Source organism: Mesorhizobium sp. M0854, assembly GCF_040319815.1.
In the GTDB taxonomy this organism is placed as follows: domain Bacteria; phylum Pseudomonadota; class Alphaproteobacteria; order Rhizobiales; family Rhizobiaceae; genus Mesorhizobium.
Map to the genome: position 1 here is coordinate 23121 of NZ_JAMYOL010000028.1, position 22272 is coordinate 45392.

Sequence of the window (22272 nt, forward strand, 5' to 3'; positions counted from 1 at the left end):
GTCATCCGTTCAGCTAGGCATGAGCAAGCTCAGCCTGGGATGAGCAAGCTCAGCCCGGGATGAGCAAGCTCAGCCCGGCATGAAGCCGGTGCGCAGCGCGTGAGCCCATTCGGGCCGTCCCGCCTGCTCGGCCTGGCGCGCCGCCGCCTCGTGGTCATAATCGACGGCGATGGCTTCGAAACTGTCGGGGTGCAAGTCGACGATGCCGTAGCGGGCGTGCGGCGAGCCCTGCTCGGAGACATGCGCCGGCGGGGTTGAATCGTCATAGGCGGGGCAGCCGATGCTGCCCGGGTTGAAGATGACCGGACCGCCGGGAATGCGGACCAGCTCGCTGCGATGGCTGTGGCCGCAAAGCATGATGCGGCAGGCGGGATCGATCGCGCCGAGGCGCCGCTCGATTGCGACCAGCGGCGCGCGCACCAGCCGGCCGTCGACGATCGCGTCAGTCAGGTATTTTTCGTCGTGGTCGGGCCGGGCGTGGAAGGCGAGTATGCCGGGCGCCACCTCCAGCGTGACGGGTAGCGCAAATAGCGCCTCGCGTTGGCCTGCGGTCAGCCGTTCCTGCGCGTAGCGGTCGGACGGCCACATGGTCTCGTCGGCGGTGTCGCGGGCAACGCGGCGGTCGTGGTTGCCGCGCACCGTCGGCAGGTCGAGCGTCTCGAGCCTCTCCATGGTCTCGCGCGGCCAGAGCGGGCCGGAAACGCAATCGCCGAGATTGACGATGAGGTCGGCGCGGCCGCGCTGCCGCAGATCATCGAGCACGGCGTCGAGCGCCAGGACATTGCCGTGGATGTCGGCGAGGACGGCAATGCGCATGGCAGGCTCCGTTAATTGGAATGGCTGGAGGGCGGGTGAAACTACTTTGCCCGCCTAGCGAGGCGGGCGAGAGCGGAACCCAGCTTCGGGTCGTTCAGGCGCGGACTTCGATCTCGTGGCCGCCGACCGCCGGCAATGATGCGTCGCCGGCCGCGGCAATAACACTGTCGAGCAGGCCCGGGAAGCGGCGGTCGAGATCGTCACGGCGCAGCGTGATCAGCCGGCTGGTTCCAACCGCCTCGGTGCGGGTGACGCCGGCCTCACGCAGCTTGGCCAAATGGTAGCTCAGATTGGTCTTCGAGCAGAGATCGAGGAACCGGCTGCAATTCAGCGGCACGCCCTCTTTGCTGGCGAGATAGCGCACGATGGCCAGCCGCGTCGGGTCGCCGAGCACGGCAAGCACGTTCGGCAGGCTGATCTGGTCGGCGGTGGGATGGGGCAAGGTCATGCCCAGGAATTAAGCACATTCGGAGCCGATTTCAACGCATCTCCTCTCGTGGCCAATGGACACATAGTTTCGTCCCGTCGCCCCGTCCTGACACCGGGCTGTCAGGATGGTTCGGCTATGTTGCAGCGGCTTTATTGACATCATGCCCTGTTATGTCCAATTGTTCAATAACCTTTGAACTAAGGAAATTGCCATGGATAAGCGCCTAATCTGGCTTGCGCTCGGATCGTTCACGATTTCGACCGAAGGTTTCGTCATCTCCAGCCTTTTGCCCGACATTGCAAAGGATGCCGCCATCTCCGTTCCGCTCGCCGGCACGCTGATCACCGCGTTTGCGCTCGCCTATGCGATCGGCACGCCGATCCTGGCAACGCTGACCGGCGAATGGGACCGGCGCCGCGTCATCCTGTGGACGCTGGTGTTCTTCGTGTTGGGCAACGTCGCCGCGGCGCTAAGCTCCTCCTTCGAATTGCTGTTGATCGCGCGCATCGTCATGGCGCTGTCGTCAGGCTTGTTCGCGGCGACCGCACAGGGAACGGCCGTTGCGCTTGTCGACGATCATCATCGCGCCCGCGCCATTGCCGTGGTCGTCGGCGGCACTACGGTTGCGGTCGCGGTCGGAGCACCGCTCGGCGCGCTCGTTGCGACGGTTGCCGGCTGGCGCGGCACCTTCTTTGCCATTGCCGGCCTTGGTGCGCTCGCCGGCGCGATCCTGTGGTACCGGCTGCCGCGCGGCATCGTCGGCACCAGGCTGCCGCTCCGGATGCGGCTTGCAGCGGCACTTCGCCCCGGCGTCATGCCTATCCTGGTGACGACCATCCTGGCCCTGATCGGCGCCTTCACCGTCTTTGCCTTTGTCGCGCCGCTCGCGATCGAAGGCGGCGGACTGAACCCGATCGCGCTTCCCGGAATGCTGCTCGCTTTCGGCGTTGGCGCGGTCATCGGCAATATCGGCGGCGGGCAGGCCGCCGACCGTTTCGGCGCGACGCGCACCGTCTGCTGGTCGCTGGCGCTGAGTGCCGCCATGCTGGTCACGTTTTCGCTGATCCCGATGTTTCTGCCGCGCGAGATCGCCGGGCCGGCGCTCATGGCCATGATGGTGCCGTGGGGCATCGTCGGCTGGGCGTTCCCGCCGGCGCAGGCCAGCCGTATCATCAAGCTGGCGCCCGATGCCGCGCCCATCGTGCTATCGCTGAACGCTTCGGCGCTCTATCTCGGCGTGGCACTGGGTGCCGTGGTCGGCGCCGCTGTGCTGCGCTATGGCGCACCGGCCGACCTCGGCGTGGTCGCGGCGGCGTTCCCGATCATTGGTCTGGGCGTGGTGCTGGCGGGCCATCTGGCGGCGCGCCCGGTGGCGATGCCGGCCGAATAAGGCTGTCAGTGGAGCTTGGCTGCCCGCCGCCGATAGTTCAAGTCGCGGCGGGCGATGCGTCAAAATCCAGCGCGGCGATTTCGTCCAGTGCCGAATTCTGGGAAGTAGCCGGAAGCGAGCGCGCCAACGTTCCGCAAGAAATCGTCATGACCGCCGACGATCTGGTCGATGCAGCGCTGGTTGGCCTGGCAAAGGGTGAAGCATTCACGGTACCGGGTCTTGCCGATATTGCCGGGGGAGGTGCCTTTCTTCGCGTCCGCAAGGCTTCTTCGGCAGCCTTCTGGCCGGCAAGCCGGCGGCGCGTCACGCTGCCTGACATAGCTAAAGACTAACTTTACGCTGTCCGCCACATCGGGATGATCGAGGCGGCCAGCAGCAGGCCAAGCACGGCGTTGAGCATGCGCCACTGCCGCTCGGTTCGCAGCAACCGGGCGAGCAGCGTGCCCGCCACGCACCACGCCGCCAGCGATAGGGCCGCTGCAAGACCGAAGACCGTGCCGAGCAGCACGGCGAGCTGCAGCGGCCCGTTGGCGAGCGCGGCAAAGGATGCCGCCGCTCCCAGCCCCATGGCCCAGCCCTTGGGGTTCATCCATTGCAGGCCGGCGCCGCCCAAAAAGCTGTTCGGCTTTGCCATGGCCACGTCCAGATTGGGCGGACCGCTGCGGCCGATCTTGAGGGCAAGCCACGTCAGATAGAGGGTACCGGCCATTTTCATTGCCAGTTGCAGGGAAGGAGCGGCGGCCAGCAGACCGGCGAGCCCGGCAGCACCTGCCGCAGCCACCGTGGCCAAGCCGGCCGCACTCCCGGCCATCAGCGGGATAGAGCGGCGAAAGCCGAACTGCGCGCCGGACGCCGTCGATAAGGTCGTGGCCATGCCAGGCGTTGAGGTTGAGACCAGCGCGAACAGGACGAGGGGAAGGACGGTTTCAAACATGCTGCTTCCTTTGAAGCCTGCACGGTAGGCTGTTTGGCTCATCAGTAAATGCAATGTTTGCTATGATCTGTATTAGCAAATATAATAGCCGGATGCTCCGCAACCTCGATACTGCCCTGGTTCGAACCTTCGTCACCGTTGCCGACAAGGCCAGCATGACGGCGGCGGCCAACGCGCTGCATTTGACGCAAGGTGCCGTCAGCCAGCAGATCAAGCGTTTGGAAGAGGTTCTCGGCTGCAGCCTGTTCGAGCGCGATCGGCGCGGATTGCGATTGACCCGCTCCGGCGAGCGATTGTTCGGCAAGGGCAAGCGCCTGCTTTCCCTCAATGACGAGATCTTGGCGGAGATGGCGGGCGATGCGGTTGCCGGTCAGGTGCGGCTCGGCGTGCCGTACGACCTTGTCGGCACCTTGCTTGCGCCGGTGCTGAAGGCCTATGCCGAGGCCTATCCGCAGGTCGAGATCTCGCTTGTCTGTGCTTCGTCGCCAGAGTTGGCCGCAGCCTTGGCGACCGGCACGATAGAACTCGCGGTGATCGAGGAGCCGATCGGTCGGTCGGCCGGCGAATGCCTTGTTGTCGACCGGCTGGTCTGGGTCGGCGCCAAAGGCGGCGCCGCCCGCGGCAAGCGGCCCTTGCCGGTTTCGATGGTCGCCGAGACCTGTGCGTTCCGCCCGGTGGTGCTGGAGGCGCTTAACGAGCATGGGCTGGAATGGCGCACCGTATTCGAAAACGGCAGCATCGACGCGACGACGGCGACGGTGCGTTCGGACTTGGCCGTCACCACCTGGTTGGCGTCGACCGTGCCTGTCGACCTCGACATTTTGGCCAACGATCCGGAGCTGCCGTCATTGCCGAATTTTTCGATCAATCTGCATTTGCCGAAGCACGACGTCGCGCCGGCTGCACTGGCATTCGCGGGCCACCTCCGCGATGGGTTGGCACGGCGACGAGAGGGGGCTTAAAAACAGCAAAAAGGACGGCCAGTGTTCAGCCGTCCTTGATCGCCCCGCGGCATCTACTTCCAATTCTTGCGCCGCTCGATCTCGGCTTCGGACGGCTGCTCCGTGGCAAATGACCCGGTCTTGATCTCGCCGGAGCGTTCATAGCTCGCCATGAGGACGCCGGTGGTCGATGCCTGCGAACGGGTCAGCTTGAAGGCGGCAGGTATCGTGCCGCTGCCGAACAGTTTTTTGCCCTTGCCCAGCACCAGCGGGAAGATCAGCAGGCTGATCTCGTCGATCAGGTCATTGGCGAGCAAGGTCTGGATCAGCTCGCTCGATCCCTGAATGAGCAGGTCCGGGCCGTCCTCCTGCTTCATCCGTCGCAACGTCGCCACGACATCGCTGCCGAGCGGCTGGCTGTTTTGCCAGGACAGCGAATCCGGCCTGTGCGTCGCCACATATTTGGTGACGGCGTTGAAGCTGTCGGCGATCGGATCATTCTTCTGATAAGGCCAGTGGGCGGCGAAGATGTCGTAAGTCCTGCGGCCGAGAAGCAGCGCGAACGGTTTTGAAAACGTCTCGCCCATCTCGGCGCCCATCACATCGTCCCAGTAGTGAAACGTCCAGCCGCCGAATTCGAAGCCGCCGACAGGGTCCTCTTGCGGGCCGCCGGGCGCTTGCATGACGCCGTCGAGGCTGACGAATGTTGCGGCGATGATCTTCCTCATTGGAGCTCCCTTTCCCTGGTCCGTGCCGTCATGGCCGGAGTTCGAGCCAAGGACGGGCGAACGGACATTTGTCCGACAGCGGCCGGCAAATTTCTAGGACCGGGGGCAGGTGACTGCCGACCTTATCGTCTCAGCTTGGAGCCGAGAACGCTCAGCCCAAGCCAGCGACCGTATCGTAGAGCAGCTTGAAGTTGAGCACCAGGATGAGCGCGGCAACCACCCAGGCCAGCACGGCAACAGCGCGGGAAATGGCGAAATTGCCCATCTTGCGCTTGTCCGAGACGAACTGCACCAGCGGTACGACAGCGAAGGGGAGCTGCATCGACAGGATTACCTGGCTGAAGACCAGCAACTGGCCGGTTCCCTTCTCGCCATAGAGCGCGGTGACCACCACCACCGGGATGATGGCGATGCCGCGCGTCAGCAGGCGGCGCGCCCATTGCGGGATGCGCAGCCGCAAGAACCCTTCCATCACGATCTGGCCGGCGAGCGTCGCCGTCACCGTCGAGTTCAGGCCGGAGGCGAGCAGCGCTACGGCAAACAGGATGGAAGCGATGCCGAGGCCAAGCAGCGGCGACAGAAGCTCGAAGGCCTGGCCGATCTCGGCGACGTCATGATGACCGGTGCCGTGGAACGCCACCGCCGACACGATCAGGATGGAAGCATTGACGAACAACGCCAGTATCAGCGCGATGGTCGAGTCGGTCGTCGCCCATTTGATGGCGTCGCGCTTACCGCGATCGGTGCGCTCATAGGCGCGGGTCTGCACGATCGAGGAATGCAGATAGAGATTGTGCGGCATCACCGTGGCGCCGATGATGCCGATGGCGATGTAGAGCATTGCCGGATTGGTGACGATCTCGGACGACGGCACGAACATCGCGTGCAGGATGGAGCCGACCGGCGGGGCGGCGGCAAAGATCTGAATGGCGAAGCAGCCGAAGATGATAATCAAAAGCGCTATGATGAAGGCCTCGAGGAAACGGAAGCCCTTGTTCATCAGCAGCAGCAGCAGGAAGGCATCAAGCGCGGTGATGATGGCGCCGCCTATCAGCGGAATGCCGAACAGCAGTTGCAAGGCGATCGCCGTGCCAATGACCTCGGCCAGGTCGCAGGCGATGATGGCCAGTTCGCAAGCGACCCAAAGCATGAAATTGACTGGTCGCGGATAATAGGCGCGGCACGCCTGCGCAAGGTCGCGGCCGGTGGCGATGCCGAGCCGGGCGGCGAGTGCCTGCAGCAGGATCGCCATCAGGTTCGACAACATGATGATGAAAAGCAGCGTGTAGCCGAATTGGGCCCCGCCGGCGAGGTCGGTCGCCCAATTGCCCGGATCCATATAGCCGACCGAAACCATGTAGCCCGGCCCCATGAAGGCGAACAGCCGGCGAAGCCAGATCCCCGAGTGCGGCACCGCGATCGTTGCGTTGACTTCGCGAAGGCTGGGCTGCTCGTCGTCCTCCGGGCGGGCAAATCGCCACATGGACCGGGGGGCTGAGGTGGCTTCGGCTTCCGACATGAAATGGCTTTCCACTGGAACGATCGATGTTGTCTCCTTATCTATGCCACGGCTGAACATTATGCAATATGCTATATTTCATTGTCTGAGCTTTTTCTTGTGGCCGCTTGGCGTGCGGCCTGAACGGCAGTGAACGCCGGTTGCGCCGGCCACCGAATGGAAATAAACGGCCAGAACCAATAGGGTTCCGTGTTATGACCGCAATGTCGATTCAAACTGCCGGGAGGAGCGCGTATTGGCGCTGAAGAAAAGACCGGTTCCTCGCGAAAAGCCGCTGCCTGACGCAGAAATCCACTCGGAAGGCTTCAGGCAGACGCGTGAAGCGCGCCGCAGCGCGCTGGTCGAGGATTATGTCGAGCTCATCGCCGACCTGATCGAGGATGGCAACGAGGCGCGCCAGGTCGATATCGCGGCACGGCTCGGCGTCGCTCAGCCGACGGTCGCGAAAATGCTGACGCGGCTGTGCGCCGACGGGCTGGTCTCCCGGAAGCCTTATCGCGGCGTGTTCCTGACCGATGCCGGCCGCAAGGTTGCGGAAGAGAGCCGCATTCGCCACCAGACGGTCGAGGCCTTCCTGCGCTCGCTCGGGGTCAGCGCCGAGACGGCGCGCATCGACGCCGAGGGCATCGAGCATCATGTCAGCGCCGAGACGCTCGAAGCCTTTCGCAAGGCAATAATCGCCGCCCGCTGAAAAGCACGGCCAGCGTATCTCTTCGCGCGACTCGCTTCCCACGAGCAGGGTGAACGGCACAGACCTTGCGATGTCTCGGCCAGAGCAGGCAAGCGTCAGCAAGCATTGCTTGTTCGCACGAAAAATACTGTGACTTGGCGTAACCGTTGAGATAATTGTTGTCGTGTCCGATCGAACCGGGACACGGCCCGATCGGCCGGAAAATTGCATCACGGGGGTTGCCATGCTCTGGAAGGGCCGTCGTCAGAGTGACAATGTCGAGGACGAGCGCGGCCAGAGCGGCGGGCTTGGCGGCGGGCCGGGGCAGTTTCGCATCCCGATCGGCGGTCGCGCGGGCGGCGGCGGCATGTCGGGCATTATCATCGTAGGGTTGATTTTCCTGGCAGGGTGGTATTTCGGCTTCGACCCGAGTCAGATCCTCGATAACAGCGGCTTGCAGCCCGGCGGCGGTCAGATCACCGACAATAGCGGTGCGCAAGGCGGCGGCACCGGTGCGCCCGCCTCCGACGAGATGAAGCAGTTCGTGTCGACTGTGCTGGCCGAGACCGAGGACACGTGGACCGGTATTTTTCAGTCCGAGGGCCTGACCTATCAAGATCCAAAACTGGTCCTGTTCAGCGGACGGATCGGCTCTGCTTGCGGCTCTGCCTCGTCAGCGGCCGGACCATTCTACTGTCCCAACGATCGCAAAGTCTATCTCGACACCACCTTCTTCCAGCAGCTCGATCAGCAGTTCGGTGCCTCGGGCGATTTCGCACAGGCCTATGTGATCGCGCATGAGGTCGGCCACCATGTGCAGAACCTCGTCGGCATCCTGCCCAAATTCAACCAGATGCGGCAGAGCATGGGCGAAGCGGACGCCAACCACATGTCGGTGCAGGTCGAGTTGCAGGCCGACTGCTTTGCCGGCATCTGGGCGCATTTCACCGGTCAGAAAGGCATCTTGGAACAGGGCGACATGGCGGAGGCACTGAACGCCGCCAAGCAGATCGGCGACGACACGCTGCAGAAGAAGATGCAGGGCTACGTCGTGCCGGAAAGCTTCAACCACGGCACGTCGCAGCAGCGGCAGACCTGGCTGGCGCGAGGCTTCCAGAACGGCAAGCTTTCGGACTGCGACACGTTCAACAACCCGATCTGAGCCGACGGTTTTCTCGTAATCCGAGAGACTGGATCGCAGTCAGGGGATGTCAGGATGAAAGCACTCTGCCCGTTCCCTCATTGTTCCCAGCGATGTGCTCGCCTATAAGGTGTGTTCCCGTTAGCTTGGGCGGCCCGAGGAGATACCATCATGATAGACCCCAAAACCGCCAGGCGGGGCCTTGCGCTTGTTTTCACCACGCTGCTGCTCGACATCATTGGCTTCGGCATCATTATGCCGGTGCTGCCGGCCTATCTCAGGGAATTGACCGGCGTCGGCATCAGCGAGGCGGCTATCGAGGGCGGCTGGCTGTTCTTCGTCTATGCGGCGATGCAGTTCGTTTTCGCACCAGTGATGGGCGGGTTGAGCGACCGGTTCGGGCGGCGGCCTATCCTGCTTGCCTCGGTGCTGACGTTCGCTATCGACAATCTGATCTGCGCTATCGCCTGGTCCTATCCGATGCTGTTCATCGGCCGCGTGCTGGCCGGCATTTCCGGCGCCAGTTATTCCACGACATCGGCATTCATTGCCGATATCTCGACCGACGAAAATCGTGCGAAGAATTTCGGGCTGCTCGGCATTGCTTTCGGCGTCGGCTTCGTCATCGGGCCGGTTCTGGGCGGGTTGCTCGGCACGTTCGGGCCGCGTGTGCCGTTCTATTTCGCTGCCGGGCTTGCTTTCGCAAACTTTCTGATCGCGCTGTTTCTGTTGCCGGAAACACTTGATAACAAGCACCGTCGCCGCTTCGAGTGGAAACGCGCGAACCCGGTCGGCACGCTCGTCCAGATGCGCAACTACGAAGGTATCGGCTGGATCGGACTTGTCTTCTTTCTGATGACGCTGGGGCACATGATGTATCCTGCGGTCTGGTCGTTCGTCTCCAGTTATCGCTATGGCTGGAGCGAACAACAGATCGGCTTCTCGCTCGGCGCTTTCGGCCTGTGCGGGGCGATCGTCATGGCGACAGTCCTGCCGCGCGTGATCCCTAAGCTCGGCGAGTGGAAGACGGCGGTAATCGGTCTGGCATTTACCGCACTCAGCGCCTTCGGCTACGCCTTCGCGTCACAAGGCTGGATGATCTATGCAGTGATCGTCGTCGGATGTCTCGAGGCGTTGGCCGACCCGCCGCTCAGAAGCCTGGCGGCCGCCAAGGTGCCACCTTCCGCCCAGGGCGAACTCCAAGGCGCAATGACCTCGATCTTCTCGATCACCTCGATCATCACACCGCTGCTTTATACGGCGATCTTTTCCTGGTTCACGGGCCCGAACGCGCCCGTGGTTTTCGGCGGTGCCCCCTATCTGCTCGGCGCGATTTTCCTCACGCTGGCGCTCGTCGTCTTCGTCACCAGGGTGGCCAAGCCGACGCCGAAGGAAGTCAAACGCATGCACACGCAGGAAGCCGTGACGGACGGGGCTTGATCGGCGCCGGGAGCCCGGCCGGCGCCGTCAATCAAATCCGTTTTTACGCAATGCGCTAAACACGCTCGGCCAGTGCCGGCTCGCCGCGCTTTTCGCGGATGAGATTGACGAAGCGGCGAAACAGATAGTGCGAATCCTGCGGGCCGGGCGAGGCTTCGGGATGATGCTGGACCGAGAAGACTGGCCTGCCGGTGAGCGCAATGCCGCAATTCGAACCGTCGAACAGCGAGACATGGGTTTCCTCGACGCCGCTCGGCAATGAGTCGGCGTCGACGGCAAAGCCATGGTTCATCGAGACGATCTCGACCTTGCCGGTGGTGTGGTCCTTGACGGGATGATTGGCGCCGTGGTGGCCCTGATGCATTTTTGCGGTCTTGCCGCCCAGCGCCAGCGCCAGCATCTGGTGGCCGAGGCAGATGCCGAAAAGCGGGATTTCGGTCTTCAACAGATCCTGGATAACCGGAACGGCGTAGTCGCCGGTGGCTTCCGGATCGCCAGGGCCGTTGGATAGAAAAATGCCGTCCGGCCGCATCGCCAGGATCTCCTCGGCGCCGGTTTTTGCCGGCACCACAGTGACCTTGGCGCCGAGGCCGGCCAGCAGGCGCAATATGTTGCGCTTGACGCCGTAGTCGACGGCAACGACGTGCATCGACGGATCAGCCTGTTCGCCAAAGCCCTCGTTCCAGACCCAAGGCGTCTCGCGCCAGACTGATGACTGGCCGGAGGTCACCTCCTTGGCGAGATCAAGCCCGATAAGCCCTGACCATGCGGCGGCGCGGCGCTTGAGGTCATCGACGTCGAAGATACCGTCGGGCGCGTGCGCGATGACGGCATTGGGCATGCCCTTTTCGCGGATCAGCGCGGTCAGCGCCCGCGTGTCGATGCCTGAAAGTGCGACGATGCCGCGCTTCTTCAGCCACTGGTCGAGACCGGTTCCGGCCCGGTAATTCGACGGGTTGGTGACATCGGCCTTGAACACGGCGCCGACGGCGCCGGCGCGGGCCAGCGGGTTGAGGTCCTCGATGTCTTCGTCATTGGTGCCGATATTGCCGATATGCGGAAAGGTGAAAGTGACGATCTGGCCGGCATAGGATGGGTCGGTGAGTATCTCCTGGTAGCCGGTCAGCGCGGTGTTGAAGCAGACCTCGGCGACGGCGGAGCCGGTGGCGCCCAGACCGCGGCCCTCTATGACAGTGCCGTCGGCCAGCACCAGCAGGGCTGTCGGCCTCTCGCTGGCCCAAGGGGGGGTCGACGCGGCTGTCATCGTTGCCATGGCGGCACTCCTAAAGGTTGCGCCCTCAGTCGGCGCAACAAAAGGCGCGAAGCGGCGATCTCACAGCCTCGGCGCGCTAAGTTTTCATTTGTGCCTGTCGTTGCCCAAAACCGCTACGCATTTTTGGGCGACGTGCACTAGAATTCAATTCATGCAAGGCCCAGTACATAGGGGAAGGCGCCAAGGCGGTCAATGATTCCAGGAAGTGCGAGCCCGGATTTATTTCGTCGAACAATATCAGGGATTTGGCGGTAGTGTCGCATTTGCCTTGGGCTTTCGGCACGGCTATTGTCCGCCGCATTCGAAGGAGAAAGCACTATGCGAGGCAAAATCGCCGAATCCCTGAAGAGCGCGATGAAGTCGCAGGACAAGCGCCGGCTGCCGACATTGCGGCTGATCCAGGCAGCCATTCATGACCGCGACATCGCCAATCGCGGCGCCGGCAAGGAGCCGGCGAGCGACGACGAGATCCTGCAGATCTTGGCCAAGATGATGAAGCAGCGCGAGGAATCGGCCAAGGCGTTCGATGACGGCAAGCGGCCGGAGCTTGCAGCGCAGGAGCGCGACGAGATGGCCATCATCCGCGACTTCCTGCCGACGCAACTGGGTCAGGCCGAGACGGAAAGCGCCGTCCGTTCCGCCATCGCCGAGACCGGTGCCAGCGGCGTCAAGGATATGGGCAAGGTGATGGCGGCGCTCAAGGAAAAATACGCCGGCCAGATGGATTTCTCCAAGGCGAGCGGCATCGTCAAGAGCCTGCTGCAGTAAGCCACCGAAGGCCCTTGCCGTCGCGCCCGCAATCCGGCAGCCAAAAGCTCGCGCCCGTGATCGAACTCGTCAAACCGGCGTTTGAACACCTGCCGTCCTACAAGGCGGCCCTCGAGCGCGGCTGGTCGCCGGACAATGTGCGGCTGCTCGACGCGACGCGCGAGCAGCTTGCGGCTATCGAAAAGGATCCAGCGACTTTCCTTGGCGATCTCGACGATTCCGATGGCAAGGGACCGCCGATCACCTTGCTCGACGGTTCGACGGTGCCGCGGCTGCCCGGATTCCGGCGCTGGATCTGGGACGGGGAAGTCGCAGGCTCAATCGGCCTGCGCTGGCAGCACGGCACCGCGTCGCTGCCGTCGCATGTGCTCGGCCACATCGGCTATGCGGTGGTGCCGTGGAAACGGGGACGCGGCTATGCGACCGAGGCGCTGCGGCTGATGCTGGTGGAGGCGAGGGCGGTTGGCCTGCCCTTCGTCGAAATCACCTGCAAGCCTCACAATGTGCCCTCGCAGAAGGTCGTTCTGGCCAATGGCGGCCGGCTCGTCGGGCGTTTCTTCGAGGACGCCGCCTATGGCGGCGCGGAAAGCCTGCGCTACCGGATCGATCTGTAGCCCTATTCGGCGGCAGCCGGCAGCGGCGGCGCAGCCCAGCTTCGCCATTCCCAGACATGCGAGGCAAGCGCAACCGCGACGGCGACCAGCATGGCGATCGCGCCAACCACCGGCAGGCTGCGATAGCCATAGCCGGCATTGAGCATCGCCGCGCCGAGCGATGCGGCGAGCGCGATGCCGACATTGAAGCCCGACGGGATGAGCGACGAGGCAAGGTTGGAGGCGTCCGCGGTCCAGGTCAGGATGCGGGTCTGGATCGGCGTGCCGATGGCAAAGTTGAGGCCGCCCCAGACGAAGATCGCTATCACCATCGGCAGCGGGTAAGGGCCGACAGCGTAGATCAAGGCGAGCATTGCCGCCTGTAGGAAAAGCATGGCGATAAGCGACGGCATCAGCTTCCAGTCGGCGAGCCGCCCGCCGACAAAGACGCCGATCGTTGCGCCGACCCCGTTGAGCAAGAGCACCCAAGGTATCCATTTCTCGTCGAGGCCGGTGACCTCAAGCAGCGTCGGCGTGATGTAGGTGAACAGGCCGAACTGGCCGATCATCAGCATCAGCATAATAATGAGCGAGGTCCAGACCTGCTGGCGTGCGAGCACACGGACCTCGCTTCCAAGGCTCGCCGACGGGCTCGACGATCCCGTCTTGCGCGGCAGCAGGGCGCCGATTGCCGTGAAGGCCACCACACCGAGCGCGCACATCACCCAGAATGTCGCACGCCATCCCCAGATGTTGCCGATTGCCGTGCCGGCCGGAACGCCGATTACGTTCGATACGGTGAGGCCGGACAGGATCAGCGCCACCGCCATGCCGCGCTGGTCTTCGCGCACGAGGCCGACGGCCACCACCATGGCAACGCCGAAATAGGCGCCATGCGCGACGGCCACCGCTATCCGCAACAGCAGCATCGAGGCGAAGTCGGGCGCCAGCGCACAGGCGGCCTGGCCGATGGTGAAGGCTGCAGTCAGTCCAAGCAGCAGGGCCTTGCGGGAGAACCTTTTGGTGGCGAGCGCAAGCAGCGGGCCGCCGACTGCAATGCCGCCAGCATAGCCGGAAACGAGATAGCCGGCGGTCGGGATCGCGACGCCAAGGCCCTCCGCCACCTGCGGCAGCACGCCGGCGATGACGAATTCGGTGGTGCCGAAGGCGAAGGCGGCAATGAACAGGGCAATGAGGGGGAGCATGGCGGAAAGGCGATCCTCAGATAAGGTCGCCTCAAACCACGGATGAGGGCAGCGGGCAATCCAGAAATTGTCGACGCCGCTTTAGCTTTTCTTGATCGCCGGTCAGGCGTCCGCGCGGAGGCAAGAGCTAGGCGGCTGCCTTCCTCCCGTAAGGAATTTTCAGCCACGCACGTTCGTGAAGATAGTAGAGCAGCGACTTGGTGACGACCTCGGTCAGGCCGATGGCAGCGGCGAGCTTGATGCTTCCGGTCACGACGAGCGAAATGATCATCGTGTCGATGGTGCCGGTGATGCGCCAGGAAAGCGCTTTGGCGAAGCTGCGAGAATGGGTGTCCATCGACTTTCCTTCCGGTAGATGCGGCGATCTTTAGCCGACAGACAGGAGGTGGCGCAAAGATAATTTCTGCGCATTGGCCCACAGCAATTTTCATAGGCGATGTTCTAAAGCTTCCCGGCCTGTGGATGCAATCTATCCGGCCTTCAGCCGCGAACCGGTGAGCAGGCCACGTTCTTCAAGAACGGGATAGGCCATCGAGGCGAGCAGCGAGTTGATCTGCTTGAGGTCGCGAATGGTGTCGAGATGGATGGAACTGGTCTCGACACTCTTGGCGGTGCCGTCGCGCAGCCGCACGAAATGGCTCTGGCTGGTTTCCTTCTCGCGGTCGCGCAGCCGGTCCTTTTCCAGCACCAACTGGCGAGCAGTCTCCGGATCGCGGGACACCAGCACGTTGAAGGCAAGCCTGGCATTGGCAAGCACCAAGGCATGGAAGGCGCAAAGCTCATGCCAGCCTTCCGGCGTGAACTCCAGCCCACGCTCGAATTTCTTCTTCACGTGGACCAGCATGTTGCGCACGATGATGTCGCCGACCTGCTCCAGCTTGACGCAGGCGCCGATCAGTTCCTGGCAACGCAGCGCCTCGTCCTCGCTCAGCGGGTTCTTGGTGACCCTGGCCAGATAGAGCTTGATCGCAGCGTGCTTCCTGTCGACACGGTCGTCGAGTGCGGCCAGCGCGCCGATCTTGTCGGCATCGGCGCTCTCATAGAGCTCGATGATCCGTTTCAGCATGATCTCGACCGTTTCGCAGACCCGCACCACCTCGCGGGTGGCGTTGGCCAATGCCTGGCTCGGCACGTCGAGCGCACTTTCGTTGAGCGCCGAAAGCTCGACGACGTCGAGCGCGTTGGCGGCCTGGGGCTTGGTGCCCAACGCCACGATCCTTTCCGAGGCGCGATAGACCAGGCTCGCCAGCGGTAGGCCGGCGACCAGGATCAGGATGTTGAAGACAATGTGGGCATTGACGATCTGCTCGGGCACCGTGCTGCCCAAGAAGGCGACCGGCGGCTTGAACGTCAGGAACAGGATCAGCATGATCAGCGAACCCATGCCGCGCATCAGGAGATTGCCGATCGGCACGATACGAACGCCGGGTTCTGCGTTGCGGGTTAGAAGCGGCGCGATGATCGAAGAGCCGAGATTGACACCCAGCACCAGCACGATACCGAGTTCGGGCGGGATGAAGCCGCGGCCGGCCAGCGTCACCATCAGCAGCACCGCGGCGATCGAGGAATGGAACAGCCAGGTGATCACCGCCGCCAGAAGATAGGCGGTGACCGGATCGCCGGAGAAGTAGTCGACGATGAGCGGCATCAGCGTGCTCTGGCGCAGTGGCTCCGACGCCTGGCCGATCATCTCCAGCGACAGAAGCAGCAGGCCGATGCCGACCAGGATGCGGCCGAACTGGCGCCAGTCGCGCCGCTCGGTGGCCATGAACATGACGGTGCCGGCGACCAGGCAGATCGGCACCAGCAGCGACAGATCGAAGGTGAGCAGCTTGACCACGAGTGCCGAGCCGATCTCGGCGCCGCGCACCGCAAGCTGGCCCGACATGCCGCTGACAATACCGGAGCCGGCGAACGAGCCGACCAGCAAGGTGACGGCGGTCGAGCTTTGCAGCGCGACAGCCAGGCCGCAGCCGGCCAGAACCGCCATGAACGGATTGCGCATTGTGGCGCGCAGTTTGTGGCGCAGCACATCGCCATAGGCGCGCTCGACGCCGGTCTTCACCAGACGGGTGGCAAACAGCATCAGTGCGACCGCACCGGCCAGGTGCAGCAAGACGACCGAGCCACTCATGCCAGGCCCCGCAACGCGACAGGTGCCAGCGACGCGGGCGCGGTGAAGTCAAAGAGGCAAAAGTGGGCGCGAATCGTGGACATTGCAGAGGTTGATATTACTCCGATTTATTTTAGCCGAATAATAAATTTTGCCCGGTTCGGACGCGTGTTGCCACGCGACGGGGCGTGTCGGAAATGGATGGCTGACAAAATGGTTGCATAGCCTGCGGAGTTGCGGAGGGTCATGCGTCCATTCTCGGACGCCCGCTTTAAAGGTAGCGCTGAATTAGTCGTTATAAAGGTAAGAAATCATTACGAAAACGTAATCTCGGTGTTCAGTTTCGGTTCATCCTTCCGGCTCTATTCCGTAGGCATCGACAACCAAGGAGTACCCGCCATGAAACGCATCGTTCTTTCCGCCATTGCCTTCTCGATGCTGGCTGCAACCACCTGGCAGGGCCAGGCCGCACCTCTGAACACACCAAACGCGCCGCAGTCGAACTACAGCCAGGTCGACTGGCAGAAGCCTGGCAGGCATGTCGACGTGAACAAGCGCGTCCTAGTGAAGAAGAAGAACGTTGTGAAGCGCAGCCATTGGCGCAACGGCCAGAGATATTCCAGCTGGAAGCGTCACCAGCCGATCCGCGACTATCGCCACTATGGCCTGCGCCGTCCGGGTCCCGGGCAGGAATGGATCCGGGTCGGCAACGACTATCTGCTGGTCAGCGTTCTCTCCGGCCTGATCTTCGGCGCCATCGCCACGCAGTGACCGCGGAACGTCTGACCGGCACGGCGCTGGTCAATGAAAGAGAGGCGGCCCGCCAAGGCCGCCTTTTTTCATTGGTCCATCTTGATCCTAATTCAGCGCGGCCGAAAGTTTCACGGTTCCGCTGAAATACTTCGCCGAATCGGAGCCGATGCCGCCATAGCTGGTGGAGAGGCCGAGACGCATGCCGCCCGGCATGCGGGTATCGACGCCGGCTCCGACGCGGCCATGGAAATTGTCGGCGCCGCTTTCGGTCGCTGTGTCGCTTATGTCGAAGACGCCGTCGAGCCGCAGGTTAAAGTCGAGGGTAACGTCGTCATCCGTGACATGGCGATAGGAAACGCCGGGGCCGAAGGCGATCTGGCCGAGGCCGGCGGTGACGGAGGGAATGGGGACGTTCAGGCCGTCGACATAGGCTCCCGATTTTTCCTCGAAATAGGAGAAGCGCGCCCGCGGCGAGAAGGTCCAGGCGTCATATTGCCATTCCCCTTGCAGCGTGGCGCTGACCATCCAACGGCTGGCGTCGAAGCCGTCGGTGTAGGTATCCATGGGGCTGACGCTGTTCGAGGATGTTCCAGCTCCGGCGAGCAAATCGAAATACAGATTGTCCGTCAGCCGAGCGGTCAAATAAGGCCCGGCGATCCAGCCGGTGCCCTCGGCGGTTCCGCCGCCGCTGCCGGTGAAGCCGTCGGTACGATCGATCTGGACGAAGGCGCCAACAAGCAGATTGCGGCTGACCAGATAGTCGGCGCCGAAGGTTGCGAGGGCGAATTTGCCGTCTTGGTCATTGATGTCGAAGCGGCTGTAAGTGCCTTCGAACCAGATGTCGAACAGGCTGTTGGCATCTTCCCCGCCAAGCCGCCGCATGGAGGCAAGGCTTCCGCTGACATTGACCGAGTTGATGTCGGCCATGCCGGGCAGGTACGCGAGCAGGGTGGCCACTGGGCTGCCGCCGCCGGCGACGCCGTCGAGCCGGTCGATGCGGCGCTGGATGTCGGGCTGGTTCTCCAGGATGAGGCTGGCGCGTGTCTCCATGAATTCCTTGATGAGCGCCGTGGTATTTTCGCGTGAATTGGTGCTGGCGAACGTGCAGACGACGCTTTCGCCGGGCGCCATGTTGATCACAGCCGTGCGGTTCGCCACATTGCCGACGGAATCGCCATCGTTGCAACTGATCGAGGTCAAGGCGAAGCCGGCGGCGGTCATGTCGGCGGCGGTGATGCTGTAGGAGCCGGTCGGCAGCGAAACGGCCGGTCCGTCGCCGGAGCCGCTGCTGGTGGCGATGGTGAAGTTGAGGCCGGGCGCCGGCGAGGAGAAGCCGAAGGAGCCGTCGCCGCTGTCGGTGGTCTGGCGGATGGTGATGGAGCCCAGGGCGTGGACTTCCTGGGCGAGCGCGCTGGAGGTGCTTGTCGCGTTCGCGTCGCCATTGTAGGTCGCGACGACCTGACGGGTGCCGACCGGGAGGGCGGACGTCGTCAGGGCGGCGGTACCGCCGGCGAGCGCGACCGTAGCGGCGGGCGAGCCGTCGACACTGAAGGTGACCGTTCCGGCCGGCGGCGGGTTGCCGGGAGCCGAAACCGTTGCCGTGAAAGTGACCTGATCGCCCTGATTGGAAGGGTTGAGGCTGGAAACGACCAAGGTGGTGGTGCCAAGCTTGTCGATGGTCACCGAATAGGCCTTGGAACCGGATTTCCCATTCTGATCGGTTGCAACTGCGGTGAAGTCGAATGTGCCGGTATTGGTCGGGGTACCGGAGAGCAGACCGGTCGCGTCGAAGCTGATGCCCGACGGGAGGGTTCCGGACGTCAGCGCGAAAGTATAAGGCACCGCGCCGCCGCTGGCCGCAAGCTGTTGCGAATAGGCCTGGTTGTATATGGGGTTTGGCAAGGATGCCGGCGTCAGCTCGACGGTCGGCTCGGCAATGATCAGCGTGTAGGATTTCGAACCGATGAAACCGTTTGCGTCGGTTGCCGCCACGACCAGGTTGAACGTGCCGGTATTAGTCGGGGTTCCGGAGAGCAGACCGGCCGCGTCGAAGCTGATGCCCGACGGGAGGGTTCCGGACGTCAGCGCGAAAGTGTAGGGCGTCATGCCGCCGCTGGCCGTCAGCTGCTGCGAATAGGCCTGGTTGTAGACCGGACTGGGCAATGACGGCGGCGAGACCGTGATCACGGGCGGTGTAAAGGTGACCGTGTTGTCGGTGCTGGTCGAGGCTTCGTTCGCATCGACGGCGGCGTTGGTTGCCACGCCGGCCGGTATTGTGGCCACGACGGACCCTGAACCCGTCATGCCGCTGACCGCGACGCTGAAAGTGCTGCCGGAGCCCGTAACGACAGCGATGGTGGCGCCGGCGGCGCCGGAAAGCACAACGTCGCTGCCGCTGAAGCCGGTCACCGGCTCGCTGAAGACCACGTCGAAGAGGATTGGTGACGAACCGGTCGGATCGCTCTGGCCGGCAGCCTGGTTGACGGTCACTGTCAGCGGCGGTGGCGGCGGCAGATTGTAGGTGACGGTATTGTCGGTGCTGGTCGAGGGCTCGTTCGGATCGACGCTGGCGTTGGTTGCCACGCCGGCCGGTATTGTGGCCACGACGGAACCTGAACCCGTCATGCCGCTGACCAAAACGCTGTAGGAGCTGCCGGAGCCGGTAACGGACGCGGTGGTGGCGCCGGCGGTGCCGGAAAGATCGACGTCGCTGCCATTGAAGCCGGTCACCGGCTCGCTGAAGACCACGTCGAACCGAATTGGTGACGAACCCGCCGGATCGCTCTGGCCGGCAGCCTGGTTGATGGTCACCGTCGGCAGCGCGAACGCCGCGGTCGGCACGAGCACGAACACGAGAATGGCGGCGAGGGCGCGCCTCAGCGTTGCGAACAAAAGCAGGAAAATCGACGACAACAGAAAGGAAAGTGCGGACAACGGCAAACGCCGCAGCCGCATGGTGACATGCGCATCCAGAGCTACGGTCACCCCGTCCCCCAAAATCCCCCGACCGGCGGGCCTGCTCTCTACGGGCGCTGAATTCCGGACGAGTCGCCTTTGCTTATGATCATCTAGATTGGCGAGTTCATGCAAAGTCAATCTTGAAGCCACGGGTCAGGTAAGCTTGAGACTATTCCCGCTGCGGTGTGGCAGCCACGCAACGTCAGGCGCCTGGACCCCTTGGCCCTGTGAAAACCGGGTATGGTTCCGCATTAGGAGTCGTCGGGCTTCGCCGGCGTGATTATATGGAGGCCAAACGAGCTGTCCCCCATGCGCTTTCCGCCTGCTTTCCTCGACGAGATCCGCGACCGCGTGCCGATTTCTTCGGTGATCGGCCAGCGCGTCGCGTGGGACAGGAAGAAGACTAACGCGCCGCGCGGCGACTATTGGGCGTGCTGTCCCTTCCATGGCGAGAAGAGCCCGTCCTTCCACTGCGAGGACAAGAAGGGCCGCTACCATTGCTTCGGCTGCTCGGTTTCGGGCGACCATTTCAAGTTCCTGACCGAACTTGACCGGATGAGCTTTCCTGAAGCGGTCGAGAAGATCGCCGACATGGCCGGCGTGCCGATGCCGGTTCGCGATGCCCAGGAGGAGCGGCGCGAAAAGGAACGCGCCAGCCTGACTGACGTCATGGAGATGGCGACGGCGTTCTTCCAGGAACGGCTGCAGGGACCGGAAGGGGCAAAGGCCCGCGCCTATCTGCGCGACCGAGGGCTGACACCGGCGACGCAGCAGTCTTTCCGCCTCGGCTATGCCCCCGACAGCCGCAATGCGCTGAAGGAGCATCTTGCCGCCAGGGGTGTCCCCAAGGCCGACATCGAGGCGTGCGGGCTGGTGCGCCATGGCGACGACGTCCCGGTTTCCTACGATTGGTTCCGCGACCGCATCATGTTCCCGATCCCGGATTCCAGGGGCAAGATCATCGCCTTCGGAGGGCGGGCACTGGCGCCGGATGCGCTAGCCAAATATATGAACTCGCCCTATACGGAGCTCTTCCACAAGGGCAACGTGCTCTACAATTTCGCCCGTGCGCGGCAAGCACTGGGAAAGGGGGCGCTGGCCAAGGGCGGCACCGTCATTGCCGTCGAAGGCTACATGGATGTGATCGCGCTGGCGCAGGCCGGCTTCGAAAACGTGGTGGCGCCGCTCGGCACCGCGTTGACTGAAAACCAGCTCGAACTTCTATGGCGCATGGCTGGCGAGCCGGTGCTGTGCTTCGACGGCGACCAGGCCGGGTTGAAGGCAGCGTGGCGCGCCGCCGACATGGCGCTGCCGGCGGTCCAGGCAGGCCGCTCCGTGCGATTCGCCCTGCTGCCGGAGGGCAAGGATCCCGACGATCTGGTCAAGGGTGACGGGCCGGATGCGTTCCGCGCCGTGCTTTCCGAGGCACGGCCGCTGGCCGACCTCTTGTGGATGCGCGAGACCGCCGGCGGCATCTTCGACACGCCGGAACGGCGGGCGGAGCTCGAAAAGACGCTACGCGAACTGACCAGCCGCATCCGCGACGAGAGCCTTCGTTATCACTACCAACAGGAAATGCGCGAGCGCGTACAGAGCTTCTTCGGGACCCAGCGCGGACGCCAGGGACGTCAGGACGGACGGCCAGGTGAGCGCTTCCCGGGCAGGGTCTCAGCACCCGGCGGACAGTTTGCACGTGGCGGCAATGCCGGTGGGCGCACCGCGATCACCGAAAGCCTCGGCCGCTCGGCGCTGGTCAAACGCGGCGGCGAGGGCATGTCGGTGCGCGAGGCGACGATCATTGCGGCCCTCGTCAACCATCCCGTGCTGATCGACGAGAATTTCGCCCATGTCGAGTTCCTCGATCTCGCCAATTCCGATCTGAAGCGGCTGCATGCGGCCATCCTCGACGCCATGGCGCACGATATGGCCAACAACCGCGAGGCTGTAATCGCGACGATCGAGCGGGCCGGCTGCGGTGAGATCTGGCAGCGCGCGGTGGCGCTGATCAAGCGTGCGCGGCAATGGCCGGCGCTGGAAACGGCAGCACTCGACGATGCTCGCGATGCGTTCAGCCAAGCTCTCCACTTGCAGCGCAGCGCGCGCACCTTACATAAGGAGCTGAAGCAGGCGGAAGCAGCGCTCGCCAGCGATCCCACGGACGAAAATTACCGGCACCTGGTCGAAATCCAGGCGCAATTTCGTGATGTGCAGGCAACGGAAGCGCTGATCGAAGGGTTTGGCGTATCGTCGGGCAGAGCTGGGCGCGTTTAGATCGAAGCCTCCAGAAGACTGAAATGTAAGGACGTGCTTGCGCGTTGAATCAAGCGTGCGGTGCTCTAAGTCGGGTAATTGATTCGCTTTTTTCATGCGAATCATGCGAGAGGCGCTTGACCTTCCGGCAGAATGGCGGAATCAGGTCGATTCGAAACGTTAACCCGCCCCGGCATCGACGGGAATGCAGCGATGTAAGGTACTGATCACTGGACAGGCAGTCAGCTTGCCACAGATATCAGGGTTAATCTGGACTTAACGAGAGATGCAGTTACTGGCCCGGTAAAGCGCGTTCTGGAAAGAGCGCATCCAATTTGACCGGACCGGCA

20 protein-coding genes are annotated in these 22272 nt (G+C 63.3%); 10 read left to right on the forward strand and 10 right to left on the reverse strand.

The window, feature by feature from the left end; translation table 11 throughout:
- Positions 1–69: 69 nt before the first annotated feature.
- Complete coding sequence (locus NKH99_RS27065; protein ID WP_353016623.1) at positions 70–816, reverse strand: metallophosphoesterase family protein; 747 nt, start codon at positions 814–816, stop codon at positions 70–72.
- A gap of 94 nt (positions 817–910) precedes the next feature.
- Positions 911–1264, reverse strand: a complete 354-nt coding sequence (locus NKH99_RS27070; RefSeq protein WP_352457526.1) for an ArsR/SmtB family transcription factor — start codon at positions 1262–1264, stop codon at positions 911–913.
- A gap of 193 nt (positions 1265–1457) precedes the next feature.
- Between NKH99_RS27070 and NKH99_RS27075 the strand changes: the two genes are divergently transcribed.
- A complete protein-coding gene (locus NKH99_RS27075) occupies positions 1458–2636 on the forward strand; it encodes an MFS transporter (RefSeq protein ID WP_254820339.1) in 1179 nt (392 codons plus the stop codon).
- A 146-nt stretch (positions 2637–2782) separates the two neighbouring features.
- A complete protein-coding gene (locus NKH99_RS27080) occupies positions 2783–2968 on the forward strand; it encodes a hypothetical protein (RefSeq protein ID WP_352822014.1) in 186 nt (61 codons plus the stop codon).
- Between the two features lie 2 nt (positions 2969–2970).
- Here NKH99_RS27080 and NKH99_RS27085 read toward each other — a convergent pair whose 3' ends face one another.
- Positions 2971–3570, reverse strand: coding sequence for a LysE family translocator (locus NKH99_RS27085; RefSeq protein ID WP_352473933.1), 600 nt, complete (start codon positions 3568–3570; stop codon positions 2971–2973).
- 92 nt (positions 3571–3662) lie between these two features.
- On the opposite strand from NKH99_RS27085, the gene NKH99_RS27090 reads away from it, so the two are divergent.
- Positions 3663–4532 carry a LysR family transcriptional regulator gene (locus tag NKH99_RS27090; protein WP_353016626.1) on the forward strand — a complete coding sequence of 290 codons (870 nt, stop codon included), beginning with the start codon at positions 3663–3665 and terminating at the stop codon, positions 4530–4532.
- Between the two features lie 53 nt (positions 4533–4585).
- On the opposite strand, the gene NKH99_RS27095 is transcribed toward NKH99_RS27090, so the two are convergent.
- Together NKH99_RS27095 and NKH99_RS27100 are read right to left on the reverse strand one after the other, a co-directional pair.
- A complete protein-coding gene (locus NKH99_RS27095) occupies positions 4586–5239 on the reverse strand; it encodes a dihydrofolate reductase family protein (protein ID WP_353016629.1) in 654 nt (217 codons plus the stop codon).
- A gap of 151 nt (positions 5240–5390) precedes the next feature.
- Complete coding sequence (locus NKH99_RS27100; protein WP_353016632.1) at positions 5391–6758, reverse strand: Nramp family divalent metal transporter; 1368 nt, start codon at positions 6756–6758, stop codon at positions 5391–5393.
- Between the two features lie 235 nt (positions 6759–6993).
- Between NKH99_RS27100 and mntR the strand changes: the two genes are divergently transcribed.
- From mntR to NKH99_RS27115, 3 genes are all read left to right on the forward strand, one after another.
- On the forward strand, positions 6994–7449 hold the full coding sequence (gene mntR / locus NKH99_RS27105) for a manganese-binding transcriptional regulator MntR (protein WP_023678308.1): 456 nt from the start codon (positions 6994–6996) through the stop codon (positions 7447–7449).
- Between the two features lie 223 nt (positions 7450–7672).
- Entirely contained in the window at positions 7673–8590 is a 918-nt protein-coding gene (gene ypfJ, locus NKH99_RS27110) for a KPN_02809 family neutral zinc metallopeptidase (protein WP_352473939.1), read from the forward strand.
- Positions 8591–8740: 150 nt separating this feature from the next.
- Positions 8741–10009 carry a TCR/Tet family MFS transporter gene (locus tag NKH99_RS27115; RefSeq protein ID WP_352683610.1) on the forward strand — a complete coding sequence of 423 codons (1269 nt, stop codon included), beginning with the start codon at positions 8741–8743 and terminating at the stop codon, positions 10007–10009.
- 55 nt (positions 10010–10064) lie between these two features.
- Here the strand turns inward: NKH99_RS27115 and carA are convergent, their stop codons facing one another.
- Positions 10065–11282 (reverse strand): glutamine-hydrolyzing carbamoyl-phosphate synthase small subunit, encoded by a 1218-nt coding sequence (carA, locus tag NKH99_RS27120; protein ID WP_084641355.1) that lies wholly within the window; start codon positions 11280–11282, stop codon positions 10065–10067.
- 318 nt (positions 11283–11600) lie between these two features.
- On the opposite strand from carA, the gene NKH99_RS27125 reads away from it, so the two are divergent.
- Positions 11601–12050, forward strand: a complete 450-nt coding sequence (locus NKH99_RS27125; RefSeq protein WP_353016635.1) for a GatB/YqeY domain-containing protein — start codon at positions 11601–11603, stop codon at positions 12048–12050.
- 56 nt (positions 12051–12106) lie between these two features.
- Entirely contained in the window at positions 12107–12664 is a 558-nt protein-coding gene (locus NKH99_RS27130) for a GNAT family N-acetyltransferase (RefSeq protein WP_353016638.1), read from the forward strand.
- A gap of 2 nt (positions 12665–12666) precedes the next feature.
- Here NKH99_RS27130 and NKH99_RS27135 read toward each other — a convergent pair whose 3' ends face one another.
- The 3 genes from NKH99_RS27135 to NKH99_RS27145 form a co-directional block, all read right to left on the reverse strand.
- A complete protein-coding gene (locus tag NKH99_RS27135; RefSeq protein WP_353016642.1) occupies positions 12667–13848 on the reverse strand; it encodes an MFS transporter in 1182 nt (393 codons plus the stop codon).
- A gap of 127 nt (positions 13849–13975) precedes the next feature.
- Complete coding sequence (locus tag NKH99_RS27140) at positions 13976–14185, reverse strand: DUF2061 domain-containing protein (RefSeq protein ID WP_292658743.1); 210 nt, start codon at positions 14183–14185, stop codon at positions 13976–13978.
- Between the two features lie 132 nt (positions 14186–14317).
- A complete protein-coding gene (locus tag NKH99_RS27145; RefSeq protein WP_353016645.1) occupies positions 14318–15982 on the reverse strand; it encodes a Na/Pi cotransporter family protein in 1665 nt (554 codons plus the stop codon).
- 378 nt (positions 15983–16360) lie between these two features.
- Between NKH99_RS27145 and NKH99_RS27150 the strand changes: the two genes are divergently transcribed.
- The gene (locus tag NKH99_RS27150; protein ID WP_353016648.1) at positions 16361–16732 is read left to right on the forward strand and encodes an RcnB family protein; all 372 of its coding nucleotides are present in this window, start codon (positions 16361–16363) and stop codon (positions 16730–16732) included.
- Between the two features lie 87 nt (positions 16733–16819).
- Here the strand turns inward: NKH99_RS27150 and NKH99_RS27155 are convergent, their stop codons facing one another.
- Complete coding sequence (locus NKH99_RS27155) at positions 16820–19699, reverse strand: putative Ig domain-containing protein (protein WP_353016650.1); 2880 nt, start codon at positions 19697–19699, stop codon at positions 16820–16822.
- A 282-nt stretch (positions 19700–19981) separates the two neighbouring features.
- On the opposite strand from NKH99_RS27155, the gene dnaG reads away from it, so the two are divergent.
- Entirely contained in the window at positions 19982–21943 is a 1962-nt protein-coding gene (dnaG, locus tag NKH99_RS27160) for a DNA primase (RefSeq protein ID WP_353016653.1), read from the forward strand.
- Positions 21944–22272 lie beyond the last annotated feature (329 nt).